Source organism: Mycobacterium sp. NPDC003323 (genome assembly GCF_053589535.1).
Genome location: NZ_JBSFSB010000006.1, coordinates 1 through 16,905 on the forward strand (window position 1 = coordinate 1; position 16,905 = coordinate 16,905).

The 16,905-nt window shown below is 68.6% G+C and carries 17 protein-coding genes, 1 rRNA gene and 1 pseudogene; 16 read left to right on the plus strand and 3 right to left on the minus strand.

The genetic code is table 11. The features are described from left to right. The 7 genes from rrf to recN all read left to right on the plus strand — a co-directional run. A 5S ribosomal RNA gene (gene rrf / locus ACWDUN_RS15785) occupies positions 1-92 on the plus strand; the annotation flags it as partial. 140 nt (positions 93-232) lie between these two features. Then, positions 233-1,096 carry a tetratricopeptide repeat protein gene (locus ACWDUN_RS15790; protein WP_449930204.1) on the plus strand — a complete coding sequence of 288 codons (864 nt, stop codon included), beginning with the start codon at positions 233-235 and terminating at the stop codon, positions 1,094-1,096. Between the two features lies 1 nt (position 1,097). Then, positions 1,098-2,096 carry an HAD-IIA family hydrolase gene (locus tag ACWDUN_RS15795; protein WP_449930206.1) on the plus strand — a complete coding sequence of 333 codons (999 nt, stop codon included), beginning with the start codon at positions 1,098-1,100 and terminating at the stop codon, positions 2,094-2,096. Positions 2,097-2,122: 26 nt separating this feature from the next. Beyond that, entirely contained in the window at positions 2,123-2,314 is a 192-nt protein-coding gene (locus ACWDUN_RS15800) for a hypothetical protein (RefSeq protein ID WP_449930208.1), read from the plus strand. 4 nt (positions 2,315-2,318) lie between these two features. Continuing rightward, positions 2,319-3,125, plus strand: coding sequence for a TlyA family RNA methyltransferase (locus ACWDUN_RS15805; RefSeq protein WP_449930210.1), 807 nt, complete (start codon positions 2,319-2,321; stop codon positions 3,123-3,125). Continuing rightward, positions 3,122-4,045: an NAD kinase gene (locus tag ACWDUN_RS15810; RefSeq protein WP_449930212.1), complete on the plus strand. Its 924-nt coding sequence runs from the start codon at positions 3,122-3,124 to the stop codon at positions 4,043-4,045. The genes ACWDUN_RS15805 and ACWDUN_RS15810 overlap by 4 nt, the downstream gene beginning before the upstream one ends. Beyond that, positions 4,045-5,796 carry a DNA repair protein RecN gene (recN, locus tag ACWDUN_RS15815; protein ID WP_449930652.1) on the plus strand — a complete coding sequence of 584 codons (1,752 nt, stop codon included), beginning with the start codon at positions 4,045-4,047 and terminating at the stop codon, positions 5,794-5,796. The genes ACWDUN_RS15810 and recN overlap by 1 nt, the downstream gene beginning before the upstream one ends. 4 nt (positions 5,797-5,800) lie before the next feature. Here recN and ACWDUN_RS15820 read toward each other — a convergent pair whose 3' ends face one another. Next, positions 5,801-6,691 (minus strand): pyridoxamine 5'-phosphate oxidase family protein, encoded by an 891-nt coding sequence (locus ACWDUN_RS15820; RefSeq protein WP_449930214.1) that lies wholly within the window; start codon positions 6,689-6,691, stop codon positions 5,801-5,803. A gap of 6 nt (positions 6,692-6,697) precedes the next feature. Beyond that, complete coding sequence (locus ACWDUN_RS15825) at positions 6,698-7,159, minus strand: VOC family protein (protein ID WP_449930216.1); 462 nt, start codon at positions 7,157-7,159, stop codon at positions 6,698-6,700. Between the two features lie 106 nt (positions 7,160-7,265). On the opposite strand from ACWDUN_RS15825, the pseudogene ACWDUN_RS15830 reads away from it, so the two are divergent. The 6 genes and pseudogenes from ACWDUN_RS15830 to xerD form a co-directional block, all read left to right on the plus strand. Further along, positions 7,266-7,781 (plus strand): annotated as a pseudogene (locus ACWDUN_RS15830) (CGNR zinc finger domain-containing protein); the annotation flags it as partial. Positions 7,782-8,017: 236 nt separating this feature from the next. Further along, positions 8,018-9,202, plus strand: coding sequence for a putative cytokinetic ring protein SteA (steA, locus tag ACWDUN_RS15835; protein WP_449930218.1), 1,185 nt, complete (start codon positions 8,018-8,020; stop codon positions 9,200-9,202). A gap of 25 nt (positions 9,203-9,227) precedes the next feature. Further along, entirely contained in the window at positions 9,228-10,160 is a 933-nt protein-coding gene (locus ACWDUN_RS15840) for a copper transporter (RefSeq protein ID WP_449930220.1), read from the plus strand. Between the two features lie 123 nt (positions 10,161-10,283). Next, on the plus strand, positions 10,284-12,041 hold the full coding sequence (locus ACWDUN_RS15845) for a CTP synthase (RefSeq protein WP_449930222.1): 1,758 nt from the start codon (positions 10,284-10,286) through the stop codon (positions 12,039-12,041). Then, entirely contained in the window at positions 12,034-12,654 is a 621-nt protein-coding gene (locus ACWDUN_RS15850) for an NUDIX domain-containing protein (protein WP_449930224.1), read from the plus strand. The genes ACWDUN_RS15845 and ACWDUN_RS15850 overlap by 8 nt, the downstream gene beginning before the upstream one ends. Continuing rightward, positions 12,651-13,598: a site-specific tyrosine recombinase XerD gene (gene xerD / locus ACWDUN_RS15855; protein WP_449930226.1), complete on the plus strand. Its 948-nt coding sequence runs from the start codon at positions 12,651-12,653 to the stop codon at positions 13,596-13,598. Before ACWDUN_RS15850 ends, xerD begins: the two co-directional genes overlap by 4 nt. A gap of 19 nt (positions 13,599-13,617) precedes the next feature. On the opposite strand, the gene ACWDUN_RS15860 is transcribed toward xerD, so the two are convergent. Continuing rightward, positions 13,618-14,391, minus strand: a complete 774-nt coding sequence (locus ACWDUN_RS15860) for an O-methyltransferase (RefSeq protein ID WP_449930228.1) — start codon at positions 14,389-14,391, stop codon at positions 13,618-13,620. Between the two features lie 107 nt (positions 14,392-14,498). Between ACWDUN_RS15860 and ACWDUN_RS15865 the strand changes: the two genes are divergently transcribed. Genes ACWDUN_RS15865 through scpB form a run of 3 tightly spaced genes read left to right on the plus strand, consistent with a single transcriptional unit; the run spans position 14,499 to position 16,905 of the window. Next, entirely contained in the window at positions 14,499-15,380 is an 882-nt protein-coding gene (locus ACWDUN_RS15865; protein ID WP_449930230.1) for a ParA family protein, read from the plus strand. Next, positions 15,377-16,201: a segregation/condensation protein A gene (locus tag ACWDUN_RS15870; protein WP_449930232.1), complete on the plus strand. Its 825-nt coding sequence runs from the start codon at positions 15,377-15,379 to the stop codon at positions 16,199-16,201. Before ACWDUN_RS15865 ends, ACWDUN_RS15870 begins: the two co-directional genes overlap by 4 nt. Further along, positions 16,198-16,905 (plus strand): SMC-Scp complex subunit ScpB, encoded by a 708-nt coding sequence (gene scpB / locus ACWDUN_RS15875; protein ID WP_449930234.1) that lies wholly within the window; start codon positions 16,198-16,200, stop codon positions 16,903-16,905. The genes ACWDUN_RS15870 and scpB overlap by 4 nt, the downstream gene beginning before the upstream one ends.

Below are 16,905 nucleotides of genomic sequence, written 5' to 3' on the forward strand. Positions count from 1 at the left end.
GAAACGCCCGGTCCCATCCCGAACCCGGAAGCTAAGCCTACCAGCGCCAATGATACTACCCAACAGGGTGGAAAAGTAGGACACCGCCGAACACACATTAGAATTACCCCCCACGTTTATCGTGGGGGGTAATTCCATTTATCGACCATTTCTATTTCGTCGGCGAGTGTCGCGAATGGCCGTCGCCCGGCTATCCTTTGCTCCGGACGTGTGAACGATCAGGAAGGCGACAGTGGCCCAGGACAGACAAGGCGGCGGCGACGAACGGCGCCCGCGTCGGGGCACGGGCGACGGCCAGCGCGCCGGCGGCGCGAGGTTCGACCGTAACGGCGGACCGCGGCGCGGCTCCGGAGACCGGACCGGTGCGCCGCGGACGTCGGGACCCAATCGCAGCCGTCGGGAACAGCCCCAGCATGAGGGTGACGAACAGCGGCCAACGGGTCCGCGTATCCCTCCCAACATCGAAGCCAAGCAGCTCGCACCGGAGATCCGGGGCGAACTGATCACCCTCGACAAGTCGACCGCCGACGTCGTGGCCCGTCATCTGGTCGCCGCCGGCGAACTGCTCGACGAGGATCCCGAAGCCGCCCTCGCCCACGCCCGCGCAGCCCGTGCACGGTCCGGGCGAATCGCGGCGGTCCGCGAAGCGGTCGGTATCGCCGCCTACTACTGCGGTGACTGGGCTCAGGCGCTCGCCGAGCTGCGGGCCGCCCGGCGGATGGGTAGCAAGTCGGTCCTGCTACCGCTGATCGCCGATTGCGAACGCGGCGTGGGCCGGCCCGAACGCGCCATCGAGCTCGCTCGCGGCCCCGAGGCCGAACAACTCAGCGGTGACGATGCCGACGAGCTGCGGATGGTGGTGGCCGGGGCGCGATCCGATCTGGGCCAGCACGAGCAGGCCCTGGCGATCCTGTCCAGCCCGCCGTTGGATCCGACCCGTATCGGACCGACGAGTGCCCGGCTCTTCTATACCTATGCCGAGACGCTGCTGGCGCTGGGCCGCTCCGAGGAAGCCGTGCAGGCTTTCATCAACGCCGCGGCCGCCGATGTCGAGGGCGTCACCGACGCCGAAGAACGACTCGCCGAGCTGACCTGAGATGGGGACGCTGGCACAGGAGCACGATTGCCTGCTCCTGGATCTCGACGGCACCGTCTTCCGGGGACACGAACCGACCGTCGGCGCGGTCGACAGCCTGGCCACGGTACCGTCACGCGCCTTGTTCGTCACCAACAACGCTTCCCGGTCGGCCGCCGAGGTGGCCGGCCACCTGTGCGAGCTGGGATTCTCCGCGCACGCAGAGGATGTCGTCACGAGTGCTCAGAGCGCTGCGCGGCTGCTGGCCGTCCAGCTGCCCGCCGGATCGGCCGTCCTGATCGTGGGAACGGACTCGCTGGCCGCCGAGGTGAGCGCCGTCGGGCTCACCCCGGTGCGCACGATGGCCGAACAGCCGGTGGCCGTCGTGCAAGGACACAACCCGGAAACCGGATGGGCCCAGCTCGCCGAGGCCGCCCTGGCCATCCGCGCCGGCGCCTTGTGGGTCGCGGCCAACGTCGACCGGACGCTTCCGTCGGAACGCGGCCTGCTGCCGGGCAACGGCTCGATGGTCGCCGCGCTGCGCACCGCCACCGACCGCGATCCGCAGGTTGCCGGCAAACCGGCGCCCAGTCTGATGAACGACGCGCTCGCACGCGGGAAGTTCAGCACGCCGTTGGTGGTCGGGGATCGCCTCGATACCGATATCGAGGGCGCCAACGCCGCGGGACTGCCCAGCCTGATGGTGCTGACCGGGGTCAACAACGCCGCCGACATGCTGCACGCCGCCCCCGGCAGCCGACCGGACTTCTTGGCCGAGGATCTGCGCTCGCTGCACACCGATAGCGATGCGCTGCGTATCGCCGCCCATCCGGCCTGGCAGATCGACACCGACGATTCGACGGTCACCGTCCGGTCCGCGGGTTTCGATACCGGCGATGATCCGCTGAGTATCGTGCGGGCCACCGCGCACGCGGTGTGGGCGGCCGGCGGCGCTGTCAGCCTCGCCGCCGGCGATGACATCGCGCGGACGGGACTGCAACGCTGGTCGCTGCTGAGCTGACCGCATCCGCTAGCGTGATCAGCAGTATGAGTACCGATCCTGAGCAGATCTGCGCCGGTATCGCGGCGCTGCTGGCCGACCTGCCGGACGTCGAGTCCGGCGGGTTGGAGGATGCCGACATCGACGCCGTCGCGGCCCGCCTGGAAGAAGCGCACGACCTGCTGGTGCGGGCGCTGGAATCGGTGGAGGGCCGGGGCGACGCGACCCGGGAGCGCTGAGCCGATGACGCGGCGGGCGCGGGTGGATGCCGAGTTGGTGCGGCGCGGACTGGCACGTTCGCGCCAACAGGCCGCCGAGCTGATCGGCGCCGGCCGGGTTCACATTGACGGGATGCCGGCCGCCAAGCCGGCCACCACGGTCTCGGTGGACGCCAAGTTGACCGTCGCCGCCGACGAGCGGGTCTGGGTGTCGCGCGGCGCGCACAAGCTGATCGGGGCGTTGGATGCCTTCGCCGTGCCGGTCACCGGCCGTCGCTGCCTGGATGCGGGCGCATCCACCGGCGGATTCACCGAGGTCCTGCTGGACCGTGACGCCGCCGAGGTGGTGGCCGCCGACGTCGGCTATGGACAGCTGGCCTGGTCGTTGCGGTCCGATGATCGAGTGCAGGTGCTGGAACGCACCAACGTCCGCACACTGACGCCGGAGGCGATCGGAGGGCCGGTCGATCTGGTGGTCGCCGACCTGTCATTCATCTCGCTGGCCACCGTGCTGCCTGCGCTGACCGCGTGCGCGTCATCCGATGCCGATATCGTCCCGATGGTGAAACCGCAGTTCGAGGTCGGCAAGGACCGGGTGGGCGCCGGCGGTGTGGTCTCGGATCCGGCGCTGCGCGCCGAGGCGGTCCTCGCCGTCGCGCGGCGGGCAACCGAATTGCGTTGGCACACAGTGGCTGTCACCGCCAGCCCGCTTCCGGGTCCGTCGGGTAACGTCGAGTTCTTCCTGCGTTTGCGCGCCGAGACCGATGACGCGCTGGTGGGTGAGGAACTCGAACGAGCTGTCCAGCAAGCGATCGACGAAGGGCCGCAATGACCTGCGAACGCACAGTGCTACTGGTCGTGCACACCGGGCGAGCAGAGGCCACCGAAACCGCCCGGCGGGTGGAGAAGGTGCTCGGTGACCACGGCATCGGGCTACGGGTGCTGACGGCCGAGGCCGTCGACCGCGGCACCTTGCATCTGGCGCCCGATGAGATGCGGGCCCTCGGCGTCGACATCGAGGTCGTCGACGCCGATGAGCAGGCGGCCGAGGGGTGCGAGCTGGTTCTCGCGCTCGGCGGCGACGGCACCTTCCTGCGTGCCGCCGAACTGGCCCGCAATGTCGAGATACCGGTGCTGGGAATCAATCTGGGCCGGATCGGCTTCCTTGCCGAGGCGGAGGCCGAGGCCATCGACACCGTGCTCGAGCACGTCATCGCCCGCGATTACCGGGTCGAGCAGCGAATGACCCTCGACGTGTCCGTCCGCGTGAACGGTGAGGTGCGCGACCGCGGGTGGGCGCTGAACGAGGCCAGCCTGGAGAAGGGTCCTCGCCTCGGCGTGCTGGGTGTGGTGCTGGAGGTCGACGGTCGTCCGGTATCGCAGTTCGGCTGCGACGGCGTGCTGGTGTCCACCCCGACCGGTTCGACCGCGTACGCGTTCTCCGCCGGTGGCCCGATCCTGTGGCCGGATCTCGAGTCGATCCTGGTGGTGCCCAACAATGCTCACGCGTTATTCGCCCGTCCCATGGTGACCAGCCCCGACGCGTCGATCGCGATCGAGGTCGAGGCCGACGGTCATGATGCGGTCGCGTTCTGCGATGGCCGGCGCAAGATGTCGGTGCCGGCGGGCGCGCGCCTGGAGGTGACGCGGTGCGGGACCTCGTTGAAGTGGGTTCGCCTGGACAGCGCACCGTTCACCGATCGATTGGTGCGCAAGTTCCGTCTGCCGGTCAAGGGATGGCGCGGTCAGTAGTGCTCTCCGAGATCCGAATCGAGTCGCTGGGTGCGATCAGCTCGGCGACCGCAGAATTCGACCGTGGCCTGACCGTCCTGACCGGTGAGACGGGGGCCGGCAAGACGATGGTGGTCACCGGCCTGCATCTGCTCGGCGGTGCCCGCGCCGATGCCACCCGGGTGCGCACCGGGTCCGACCGCGCCGTGGTGGAAGGCCGTTTCAGCACCACCGAGGTCGGGGCCGATGTGGCCGGCCGCGTCGACGAGATCCTGGAGTCCTCCGGGGCCGAACGCGATGACGATGACAGCGTCATCGCGGCCCGCTCGGTGAATCGCGAGGGCCCGTCGCGCGCCTACCTCGGCGGACGCAGCGTGCCGGCCAAATCGCTGAGTACGTTCACCAACGAACTGCTGGCCCTGCACGGCCAGAATGATCAACTGCGCCTGATGCGGCCCGACGAGCAGCGCGCGGCGCTGGACCGCTACGCCGATGTGACCGGTTCGCTGACGAAGTACCGCGCCGTGCGCGAGCAGTGGCTGACCGCGCGCCGTGATCTGACCGACCGCACCGAGCGGGCCCGCGAGCTGGCGCTGGAGTCGGACCGGTTGACCTTCGGCCTCAACGAGATCGACACCGTCGACCCGCAGCCCGGTGAGGACGAAACCCTGGTCGGTGAGATCCGCAGGCTCTCCGAACTCGACGCACTGCGCGAGGCCGCCGTGCTGGCGCGTTCCTGGCTGGCCGGACCGATCGATGACGACGGTTCCGAATCGGCGTCGGCGTCCAACGGTGTCGCACAGGCCAAGGCCGCGCTGAGCGGCACCGATGACTCGGCATTGCAGGCACTGGGGGAGCGGCTGGTCGAGGCGCTCGCCGTGATCGGTGACGTGTCGACCGAGCTCGGCGACTTCCTGGCCGAATTGCCCAGCGATGCAAGCACCTTGGAGTCCAAGCTGGCGCGCCAGGCCGAACTGCGCGGCCTGACCCGCAAGTACGCCCCCGATATCGACGGTGTGTTGGCGTGGGCGAGCGAGTCCCGTGCGCGGCTGGCGCAGCTGGACGTCTCCGAGGAGGCACTGGCCGGGTTGCAGGCCCGCGTCGACGAATTGCACGCCAAGGTGGTGGCCGCGGCGGCCGATCTGACCAAGGCCCGCACCAAGGCGGCCAAGGGTCTGTCCAAGGCGGTGTCGGCCGAATTGGCCGGCCTGGCGATGACCGGGGCGGATTTCGGCATCGCGGTGGCACCGATACCCGCGCGCGCCGACGACTCCGCGCCGGTGACACTGGCCGACGGCACGGTGGTGCACGCCGGACGTGACGGCGTCGACGGCGTCGAGTTCGGCTTCGCCGCCCACCGCGGCACCGAACTGCTTCCGCTGGCCAAGAGCGCTTCCGGCGGTGAATTGTCGCGCGTGATGCTGGCTCTCGAAGTCGTGCTGTCGGCATCGGATGCGGGCACGACCATGGTGTTCGATGAGGTGGACGCCGGTGTCGGTGGTCGCGCGGCGGTGCAGATCGGGCGACGACTGGCCCGACTGGCCCGCACCCACCAGGTCATCGTCGTCACCCACCTGCCGCAGGTGGCGGCCTACGCCGACACCCATCTGGTCGTCGAGAGCGGACCCAAGTCCAGTCGGGTGAAGCGCCTGCAGGACGAGGACCGGGTGGCCGAGTTGGCCCGCATGCTGGCCGGGTTGGGGGACACCGACAGCGGCCGGGCCCACGCGCGCGAGTTGTGGGAGTCCGCGCAGCGCGATCGCGCCGAATAGTCGATCAGCCGGGATTGGCCGGGGACAGTTCCGGATCGCTCCACTGCAGCGGGCTGGCGCCGGTGAGTTCCACCGCCTCGTCGATGTCGAACTGCACCGAGCACTGCGCACCCGGCCCACTGTCGGCGCCGTCCCAGATGATCCGCGCCGTTCCGGTGAGCTGCAGTGTCGTTCCGGTGCGCCAATGCGGGACGAGCAGACCCGCGCGGGGATTGGCAAGGATGTTGCCCAACGTCATGAACATCGAGTTGCCGCGGTAATCAGGCCAGCGCAGCCGGGTCGGCGAGAGGACCTGCAGGAAGCCGGGATTGCCGCCGCGGTGTGACGCGTCGGCGTTGCCCTGCGGATCGGCGGACCCGATGAAGAAGGTGTCCGCGTCCGCGATCATCGTCTGGGCGTCGGCGCCGAGATCGGTCGAGCGCCGCATCGCCGGGGGCGCGAGGACCGTCCGGGCGGTCTCGACATGTCTGCGGGAGATGTACTTCGGGCAGTTCGAGTACACCTGGTCGGGATGGATCAGCAGGCCGGCGCCGGAGGGTGCGGCGATTCCGTTGACCCGCATGCGGCGTCGGGTCTGTGGCTGGACGGCGATCATCCCGACCTGCCTCGGCGTGGCCGTCAGTGCCGCACGCAGTGGGTCACCCGTGACGGGTAGCGCGTCGATGCCGATCGTGCCGTCGTCGGCATGCACGAAACCGGGTGCGCCGGTCACCATCCCGGCCCAGATCCGCTGCTCGTCGTCGGCGGCCGCGAGCACAACCATCGGCTGCTCGGTGAGGAAAGCCGCTGCGGCATCGGGAATTTCGTCACGAATTATGCGGCCCAGGTGTGCGGCGATCTCGCTCTGGCCCAGGCGTCGCTGCACTTCCAGCTCACCCGCGTGATAGACGGTCACGACGGCTCAGAAGAAGCCGCAGGAGGGTGCTTCGCCGGTGGGTGCCGGTTCGGCCTCGGCGCCGGCCGGTGCGTAGACCTCCAGTCGGATGCCGTCGGGATCGACGAAGAAGATGCCGCCCGACGCGCTGCCCTCGGAGTGCGCCACCACCCCGTCGTGCGCGAAGGTCGTGCCCAGATCTTTGAGCACCGCCTCCACGGTGCGTACGTCCTCGATGCTGTCGACCTGGAACGACAGATGGTGCAGACCGGCTGTGCGGGTGGAGAACCCGCCGTCGCTCTGTTGCCACAGCGTCAGGCGCAAGGTGCCCTCGGAACCCAGGAAGGCGAACCGGCGGCCGCCTTCCTCGCTGCGGCTCAACTCGTCGAAACCGAACGCGCGCCGGTAGAAATCGACGGATCGATCGAGATCGGTGACGTTGAGGCCGACGTGTCCGGGAGCCAGGCGTGGGCCGACGGTGGTGGTCATCAGATCCTCCGTATAACTGTTGAAGTGACATTTGAAGGTTAGGCTGGCCGGTCGGCGCTGTCAACCATCAAAGTCTCTTACGGTGGTTAGTGACGTACCATGAGGTATGCGTGATCCGCGCCCGCACGTCGGCGAACCCCTCGCGCTGGACCTGTTGAACACCAACTGGATGTCGCCCGACGGCGTGCAGGATCTGCTCACCGACGTCGGGGGGCTGCGGTGTTGGCTGGCCACCAACGGTCTGGCGGATCGTTGCCGCGCCGACGAGAACACCCGGGTCGCCCTCGTGCAGACCCGAGACGCGGTGCTGCGGATGGTGTCCGAGGGGTCGGCGGCAGCGATGGACGCGTTGAACGCCGTGCTGGATCAGGGGCGCGTGCGGCGCACGCTGACGCGGAGTGGACCGCAGGAGGATGCCGACGTGCCGCGGCCGGAATGGCTGCCGGGTTGGCTGGCCGCCGATGATCTGTTGCGACTGCTGACCGAGAACCCCGGCCGGATCAAACAGTGCGCGCATGAGCACTGCGTGTTGTGGTTCCTCGACACGTCGAAGAATGGGACCCGGCGCTGGCATTCGATGACCACGTGTGGCAACCGTGCGAAGGCCGCGCGGCACTACGCGGCGAGCCGCGAATCGGGCACCGCGGCGAGCCGCGAATCGGGCACCGCGGCGAGCCGCGAATCGGGCACCGCGGCGAGCCGCGAATCGGGCACCGCGGCGGGCCGCGAATCGGGCACCGCGGCGAAGCGCAATTGAGACGCACTCGGTGTTGCAGTTGTGACAAATGAAAACTCCTGGGACAGATGTTACGGCGCGCCTCCACCTCAACTTGAGGGTTAAGCGCCAGAATCGCCCCCATGAAGATGTCAGCGTTGCTATCGCGAAATGCCAGCTCAAAGCCGGGCGTCATCGGTACTGCCCGCGTTGACCGCGACATCGACCGATTGCTTCGCCGCATCGGTCCGGGCGACATCGTCGTCCTCGACGCCCAGGACCTCGATCGCATCACGGCCGACGCGTTGGTGGAGGCGGAGGTGGCCGGCGTCGTGAACGCCTCGCCGTCCATCTCGGGGCGCTACCCCAACCTCGGCCCCGAGGTGCTGGTCGCCAACGGCATCGTGCTGATCGACGAGGCCGGGCCCGAGGTCTTCAAGAAGATCAAAGACGGCGCCAAGATCCGGCTCAACAACGGCGGCGTGTACTCCGGTGACCGCCGGATCGGACTCGGCACCGAGCGCACCGATCTGGAGATCCACGAACTCATGGTGGAAGCCAAGAGCGGACTGGTCGCGCACCTGGAAGCCTTCGCCGGCAACACCATCGAGTTCATCCGCAGCGAGAGTCCGTTGCTGATCGACGGTATGGGCATTCCGGACATCGATGTCGACATGGACCGCAGGCACGTGGTCGTCGTCGCCGAGGGCCCGTCCGCCGCCGACGATCTCAAGGCGCTCAAACCGTTCATCAAGGAGTACCAGCCCGTCCTCGTCGGCGTCGGCGCCGGCGCGGACCTGTTGCGCAAGGGCGGCTACCGGCCGGCGCTCATCGTCGGTGATCCCAGCAGCATCAGCACTGATGCCCTGCGCAGCGGCGCCCAGGTCGTGCTACCCGCCGACGCCGACGGACACGCGCCCGGTCTGGAACGCATCCAGGACCTCGGGGTGGGAGCCATGACATTCCCGGCCGCCGGATCCGCCGCCGATCTGGCCCTGCTGCTGTGCCACCACCACGGCGCGTCGCTGATCGTCACGGCCGGTCACAGCGCCACCATCGAGGAGTTCTTCGACCGCTCACGCCAGCAGAGCAACCCGTCGACCTTCCTCACCCGGCTCAAGGTCGGCGAGAAACTGGTCGACGCCAAGGCGGTCGCCACGCTGTACCGCAGCAGGGTCTCCGGTGGTGCGATAGCGCTACTGGTGCTGGCCATGCTGGTGGCGATCATCGTCGCGCTGTGGGTCACCCAGACCGACGCCACCGTGATCGACTGGGTGGTCGACTACTGGAACCGCTTCCTGCTCTGGGTCCAGGGCCTGGTCGCCTAGCAGTTCGAACCGACGGGAGCTCGCTGTGATTTCTCTGCGCTCGCATGCCATCTCGCTGGCCGCGGTCTTTCTCGCGCTGGCCGTCGGGGTGGTCCTGGGGTCGGGATTGTTCGCCGACACCGTGCTGTCGGGGTTGCGCAGCGACAAGGCGGATCTGCGCACCGAGATCGAAGTGCTCACCGACGAGAAGAACGAACTGAACGAAAAACTCGGCGCGGCAGGGGAATTCGACGCATTGATGGCGCCGCGCATCCTGCGTGACACGCTGCGCGAGAAGTCGGTGGTCATCTTTCGCACTCCCGACGCTGCCGACGACGATGTCGAGGCCGTGGCCCGACTGGTCACCGCCGGTGGCGCGGCGGTCTCCGGAACCATCACGCTGACACCGCAATTCGTGGACGCCAACTCATCGGAGAAGTTGTTGTCGGTGGTGAACTCGCCGATCGTGCCGGCCGGGCGCCAGCTGTCCACCACCTCGGTGGACCAGGGCTCCCAGGCCGGTGATCTGCTCGGGATCGCGCTGCTGACCGGCAAGGACCCCGCGGTGCCCGACGATCAGCGTGACATCGTGCTGGCCACCCTGCGCGACACCGGTTTCATCACCTACGACGGGGAGACCGTGGGCGCGGCCGACACCGCCGTCATCGTCACCGGCGGCTCACTGGGCGACGACGCCGGAAATCGCGGCGCCACCGTGGCCCGGTTCGCCGCCGCGCTCGCGCCGCACGGCGGCGGAACGGTGCTCGCCGGCCGCGACGGCTCGGCGTCGGGCACCGCCGCGGTCGCGGTGACCCGGTCGGACGCGGCCCTGGCCGCGGCGGTCACCACCGTCGACGACATCGGCGCCGAATCCGGGCGGATCACCACCGCGCTGGCGCTCGGCGACCTGCTGCGCGGCGGGCAACCCGGCCGCTACGGCATCGGCCAGGGTGCGACGTCGGTCACCGTCCCGCAGTAGTCGACGAGCGGTTCCCGCCACCGGCTCGGGCGCGTCAGTATCAGCATGTCGGTGCTGGTGTTAAGGTGAACTTCCGTGGGTCGGCAGGCCCTACTTGCCCCATCACCACGGAGGTTGGCGTCTTTGCCCTCGTTACGCAAGCACCCGCAGACCGCGACCAAACACCTCTTCGTCAGCGGGGGTGTGGCGTCCTCACTCGGTAAGGGACTGACCGCCAGCAGCCTCGGCCAGCTGCTCACCGCGCGCGGGCTGCAGGTGACGATGCAGAAGCTCGACCCATACCTCAACGTCGATCCCGGCACCATGAACCCGTTCCAGCACGGCGAGGTGTTCGTGACCGAGGACGGCGCCGAGACCGACCTCGATGTCGGGCACTACGAGCGCTTCCTGGACCGCGACCTGTCCGGTTCGGCCAACGTCACCACCGGACAGGTGTACTCCACGGTGATCGCCAAGGAGCGCCGGGGCGAGTACCTGGGCGACACCGTCCAGGTCATCCCGCACATCACCGACGAGATCAAGCGCCGCATCCTGGAGATGGCCGACCCGGACCCGCAGGGAAACCGGCCCGATATCGTCATCACCGAGATCGGCGGCACCGTCGGTGATATCGAGTCGCTGCCCTTCCTGGAGGCCGCCCGACAGGTCCGCCACGAGGTCGGCCGGGACAACTGCTTTTTCCTGCACGTGTCCCTGGTTCCGTACCTCGCCCCCTCCGGTGAGCTCAAGACCAAGCCCACCCAGCATTCGGTGGCTGCGCTGCGCAGCATCGGCATCACCCCGGACGCGCTGATCCTGCGGTGCGACCGCGATGTGCCCGAAGGCCTGAAGAACAAGATCGCGCTGATGTGCGACGTGGACATCGACGGCGTCATCTCCACCCCCGACGCGCCGTCCATCTACGACATCCCCAAGGTGTTGCACCGCGAGGAACTCGACGCGTATGTGGTGCGCAAGCTCAACCTGCCGTTCCGCGACGTCGACTGGACGCAGTGGAACGATCTGCTGCAGCGTGTGCACGAGCCACGCGAGACGGTGCGGATCGCGTTGGTGGGCAAGTACATCGACCTGTCCGACGCCTATTTGTCAGTCGCCGAGGCGCTGCGGGCCGGCGGCTTCAAGCACTACGCCAAGGTGGAACTGCGCTGGGTCGCCTCCGACGACTGCGAACTGGACGCCGGTGCGACCTCCGCGCTGGCCGACGTGCACGGCATCCTGATCCCTGGTGGCTTCGGTATCCGGGGTATCGAGGGCAAGATCGGCGCGATCAGGCTCGCCCGGCGGCAGAAGATCCCGGTATTGGGATTGTGCCTGGGGTTGCAGTGCATCGTCATCGAGGCGGCCCGCTCGGTCGGCCTGACCGAGGCCAGTTCCGCCGAGTTCGATCCGGACACCCCGGACCCGGTGATCGCGACTATGGCCGATCAACTCGACGCGGTCGCCGGTGACGCCGACCTCGGCGGCACCATGCGGTTGGGCGCCTACCCGGCGGTGTTGGAGGCGGGATCGATTGTGGCTCAGGCCTATGACGCCACCGAGGTGTCCGAGCGGCATCGGCACCGCTACGAGGTCAACAACACCTACCGGGAACGGATCGCCGAGAGCGGTCTGAAGTTCTCCGGCACCTCTCCGGATGGGCATCTGGTGGAGTTCGTGGAGTACGGCGCCGATGTGCATCCGTTCCTGGTGGGCACCCAGGCCCATCCGGAGCTCAAGAGCCGGCCCACCCGTCCGCACCCGCTGTTCGCCGCTTTCATCGGCGCCGCGCTGGATTACAAGGCCGCCGAACGGCTTCCGTTGGAGGATTTCGCGCGGACCAACGGTGCCGAACGCAACGAGGATGCCGGGCAGCCGTCACACGAGCCAGCCCAGCGTGGCTGAGCACGAGTTCGTCACGCGCGCCAGCGAGACGGCGCACGTCGGCAAGATCCTCGCGCTGCGCATCGATGATGTGCAGATGCCGGGCGGCAACGTCGCCCGCCGCGAGGTGGTCGAGCACTTCGGTGCGGTCGCGGTCGTCGCGGTCGACGAGAACGACCGGATCGCGATGGTCTACCAATACCGCCACCCGGTCGGGCGGCGGCTGTGGGAACTGCCCGCCGGTCTGCTCGACATCAACGGCGAACCGCCCGTGGACACCGCCGCCCGGGAACTGCGCGAGGAGGCCGGGCTGGCCGCGGAGAACTGGGCGGTGCTGGTCGACGTGATCTCCGCGGCCGGCTTCAGCGACGAGAGCGTGCGGGTGTTCCTGGCCACCGGCCTGCGCGGGGTCACCCGTCCCGATGCCGATGACGAAGAGGCCGACCTGCAGCTGGACTGGGTGCCGCTGCCCGAGGCCGTGCAGCGGGTGCTGTCCGGTGAGATCGTCAATTCGCTTGCCGTGGCCGGGATTCTGGCCGCCCATGCGGCCGCGGACTGGTCCGCGCTGCGACCGGCGGATGCGCCGTGGGCCGATCGGCCTCGCGCGTTCGCCGCCCGGCAGGACCGAGCGTGACGACCGCGACCGGTGCGCTCGACGAGCAGGTGCAGGGATACCTGGACCACCTGACCATCGAACGCGGGGTCGCGGCCAACACCATCAGTTCCTATCGGCGCGATCTGCGTCGCTACGCCGACCATCTGGTCGGCCGCGGCATCGTCGACGCCCGCGCGGTCGGTGAGACCGATGTCAGCGATTTCCTGATCGCTCTGCGCAAGGGGGACCCGGACCACGGCGTCGTCGCCTTGTCGGCCGTCTCGGCGGCGCGCGCGCTGGTCGCGGTGCGCGGCCTGCACCGCTTCCTGGCCGCCGAGGGCGTCGTCGAGATCGACGTCGCCCGTGCGGTCAAACCACCGACGCCGTCGCGGCGGCTGCCCAAGAGCCTGTCCGTCGACGAGGTGCTGGCGCTGCTGGAGGCCGCCGGCGGCGATCGGGAATCCGACGGGCCGCTGAGTCTGCGCAACCGGGCCATGCTGGAGCTGTTGTACTCGACCGGCGCCCGGATCTCCGAGGCCGTCGGTCTGGACATCGACGATCTGGACACCGAGTACCGGTCGGTGCTGCTGCGTGGCAAGGGCGGCAAGGACCGGCTGGTCCCGGTCGGTCGGCCCGCGATCAGCGCCATCGACACCTACCTGGTGCGCGGTCGTCCTGAGTTGGCCCGCCGCGGCAAGGGCACCCCGGCGATCTTCCTGAATGCCCGCGGCGGCCGGTTGTCCCGGCAAAGTGCCTGGCAGGTACTTCAGGATGCGGCGGCGGCGGCCGGGATCGCGTCGGCGGTGTCGCCGCACACCATGCGGCACTCGTTCGCCACTCATCTGCTCGAGGGCGGCGCCGATGTGCGCGTGGTGCAGGAACTGCTGGGGCACGCCTCGGTCACCACCACCCAGATCTACACCCTGGTGACGGTCAACGCGCTGCGCGAGGTGTGGGCCGGGGCGCACCCGCGGGCTCGCTGACGTTGCGATTTCGGTGAGATCACGTGCGCTCAGCGCGTGTTTCCTCACCGAAATCACCAAGGTAGGTGGACTCCAGGACCAGGTCCGGGATCATCGTCTGGTATTCGACATGGGTCTTGTGTTCGGTGGTCCGCCACTGCCTTCCCTCGTGTTCGCGCATGTAGCGGCGATACGGAGGTGACCCGGGCACACCCATGTTGTCGGCGAGCACAACTGCGCCCGGGCACAGCCACTCGCGGTCCAGGATACTGAGCAGATCGGCCAGGTAGGCGTCCTTGTCGTGGTCGACGAACACGAAGTCCAGTGCGCCGGGCGGGAAACCCAACGCATCGAGGGTCTGACCGCCGTCGCCGAGCGTGCCCTGCACGCACGACACCCGGTCGCCGACACCGGCGTGTTCCCAGACGCGGCGGGCGTTGTCGGCATTGGTGCCGGACAGCTCGACGGACACGATCCGCGCGCCCGGGGCCGCCTTTGCCATCCGCAGGGCGCTGTAACCGCAATAGGTGCCCAGTTCCAGGATGGTGCGCGGCTGCGTGCGGGCGATCGCGGCGTCCAGGATGCGGCCCTTCTCGTCGCCGATGTTGATCAGGAAGGCGTTCCGGTAGGCGAAACGATCGAACGCGTCGACGGCATCGGTGATCGAGCCGGGCCGCGCGTGGGTCAGGACGTACGCGACCGCGGCGTCCTCGCGGCCGTCACCGACCTGGCCGGAGGTCGCGATGCGACGCACCGCCAGGCCCATGCGCAGGAACGACAGACGCAGGAACGGCACCCGACGGGTCAGGCTCATATGTGGACAGTAGCCAGCGGGTCTGCCGTCCTGGACGGATATGCACAGCTAGACTCTGCTGCGATGTTCGCCATGATTGTGTGCCGCCTGACCTCGGTGGGTGGCGCATGAGCGAAGACGATGGCCTCAACCTGGGCATCGAGCCGCAGGTCGAGCTCGGCCTGACCGGCCGGCCGCCTCGCGACATCCCCGAACCGACCCCGCGCACCTCGCACGGACCGGCCAAGGTCATCGCGATGTGCAACCAGAAGGGCGGCGTCGGCAAGACCACGTCGACCATCAACCTCGGCGCGAGCCTGGCCGACTACGGCCGTCGTGTGCTGCTGGTCGACCTGGACCCCCAGGGCGCGTTGTCCGCCGGACTCGGGGTGCCGCACTACGAGCTCGACCACACCGTGCACAACCTGCTGATCGAGCCGCGCGTCTCGATCGACCAGGTGCTCATCAAGACCCGGGTCAGCGGCCTGGATCTGGTGCCCAGCAACATCGACCTGTCGGCCGCCGAGATCCAACTGGTCAACGAGGTGGGCCGGGAACAGTCCCTGGCGCGGGCGCTCTACCCGGTGCTGGACCGCTATGACTATGTGCTGATCGACTGCCAGCCGTCGCTGGGCCTGCTGACGGTGAACGGGCTGGCCTGCGCCGACGGCGTCATCATCCCGACCGAGTGCGAGTACTTCTCGCTGCGCGGTCTGGCGCTGTTGACCGACACCGTCGACAAGGTTCGCGACCGGCTCAACCCCAAGCTCGACATCAGCGGCATCCTGGTGACCCGGTATGACCCGCGCACCGTCAATGCCCGCGAGGTGATGGCGCGGGTCGTCGAGCGATTCGGCGATCTGGTGTTCGACACCGTCATCACCCGTACCGTGCGATTCCCCGAGACCAGCGTCGCCGGCGAGCCGATCACCACCTGGGCGCCGAAATCCACCGGGGCACAGGCCTATCGGTCGTTGGCCCGCGAGGTCATCGCCCGGTTCGGTTCGTGACCGACGAAGCTATCCCGGAAGCTGCCCCCGAGGCTGCGCAGGGTTTCCAGGTCCGGCTGAGCAATTTCGAGGGTCCGTTCGATCTGCTGCTGCAGCTGATCTTCGCGCACCGCCTCGATGTCACCGAGGTGGCGCTGCACCAGGTCACCGACGAGTTCATCGCCTACACCAAGGAGATCGGGCGCCAGCTCGAGCTCGACGAGACGACGGCGTTCCTGGTGATCGCGGCCACCTTGCTGGACCTCAAGGCGGCCCGACTGCTGCCTGCCGGTGAGGTGCACGACGAGGACGATCTGGCGCTGCTCGAGGTTCGCGACCTGTTGTTCGCCCGCCTGCTGCAGTACCGGGCGTTCAAGCATGTCGCCGAGATGTTCGCCGAACTGGAGGCCGCGGCGCTGCGCAGTTATCCGCGGTCGGTGTCCCTGGAGGCGCGGTTCGAGGAACTGCTGCCCGAGGTCATGCTGGGTGTCGACGCCGATCGGTTCGCCCAGATCGCGGCCGCGGCCTTCACCCCGCGGCCGGTGCCGACCGTGCGGCTGGACCATCTGCACGTGCAACCGGTGTCGGTGCCCGAGCAGGCCAAGCGGTTGATGGGTCTGCTGGAACAGCGCGGGATCGGTGGCTGGTCGTCCTTCGGCGAGCTGGTGAACGGCTGCGATGTGATGCAGATCGTGGGCAGCTTCCTGGCGCTGTTGGAGCTGTACCGGGCCAGGGCGGTAGCATTCGAGCAAGTAGAACCGCTCGGTGTGCTCCAGGTTTCGTGGACCGGGGATCGGCCAACCAACGAACACCTGGCAGCCGCAGTGGAAGAAGACTCATGACCGACAACGTGACCGACAACCCCCCGGATATCGACGACCTCGATCCGACCGCCGACGTGGACACCGAGTCGATGTCGGATGCCGAACTCGGCGCCGTGCTGGAATCGCTGCTGCTGGTCGTCGACACCCCGGTCACGGTGGACGCGCTGGCCTCGGCCACCGGGGAACCGGCGGACCGGATTGCGGACACGCTGACCGAGATGGCCGCGGCCCTCACCGAACGTGACAGCGGTATCGATCTGCGCGAGGCCGGCGGCGGATGGCGGATGTACACCCGGTCGCGCTACGCCCCCTACGTGGAGCGGTTGTTGCTCGACGGGGCGCGCTCGAAACTGACCCGCGCGGCGCTGGAAACCTTGGCCGTGGTGGCCTACCGCCAGCCGGTGACCCGCGCCCGGGTGAGCGCGGTCCGCGGGGTGAACGTCGACGCCGTGATGCGCACGCTGTTGGCGCGCGGGTTGATCACCGAGGCGGGAACCGATTCCGACAGCGGCGCAGTGACTTTCGCCACCACCGAACTGTTCCTGGAGCGCCTGGGCCTGTCGTCGCTGACCGATCTGCCCGATATCGCGCCGCTGCTGCCCGATGTGGACGTCATCGACGACCTGAGTGAGAACCTGAGCGACGAGCCGCGTTTCGCCAAGCTCGACGGCCCGGTCGCTGTGCCCGAACAGCCGGCCGGTATCGATGTGGACAAGGACTGA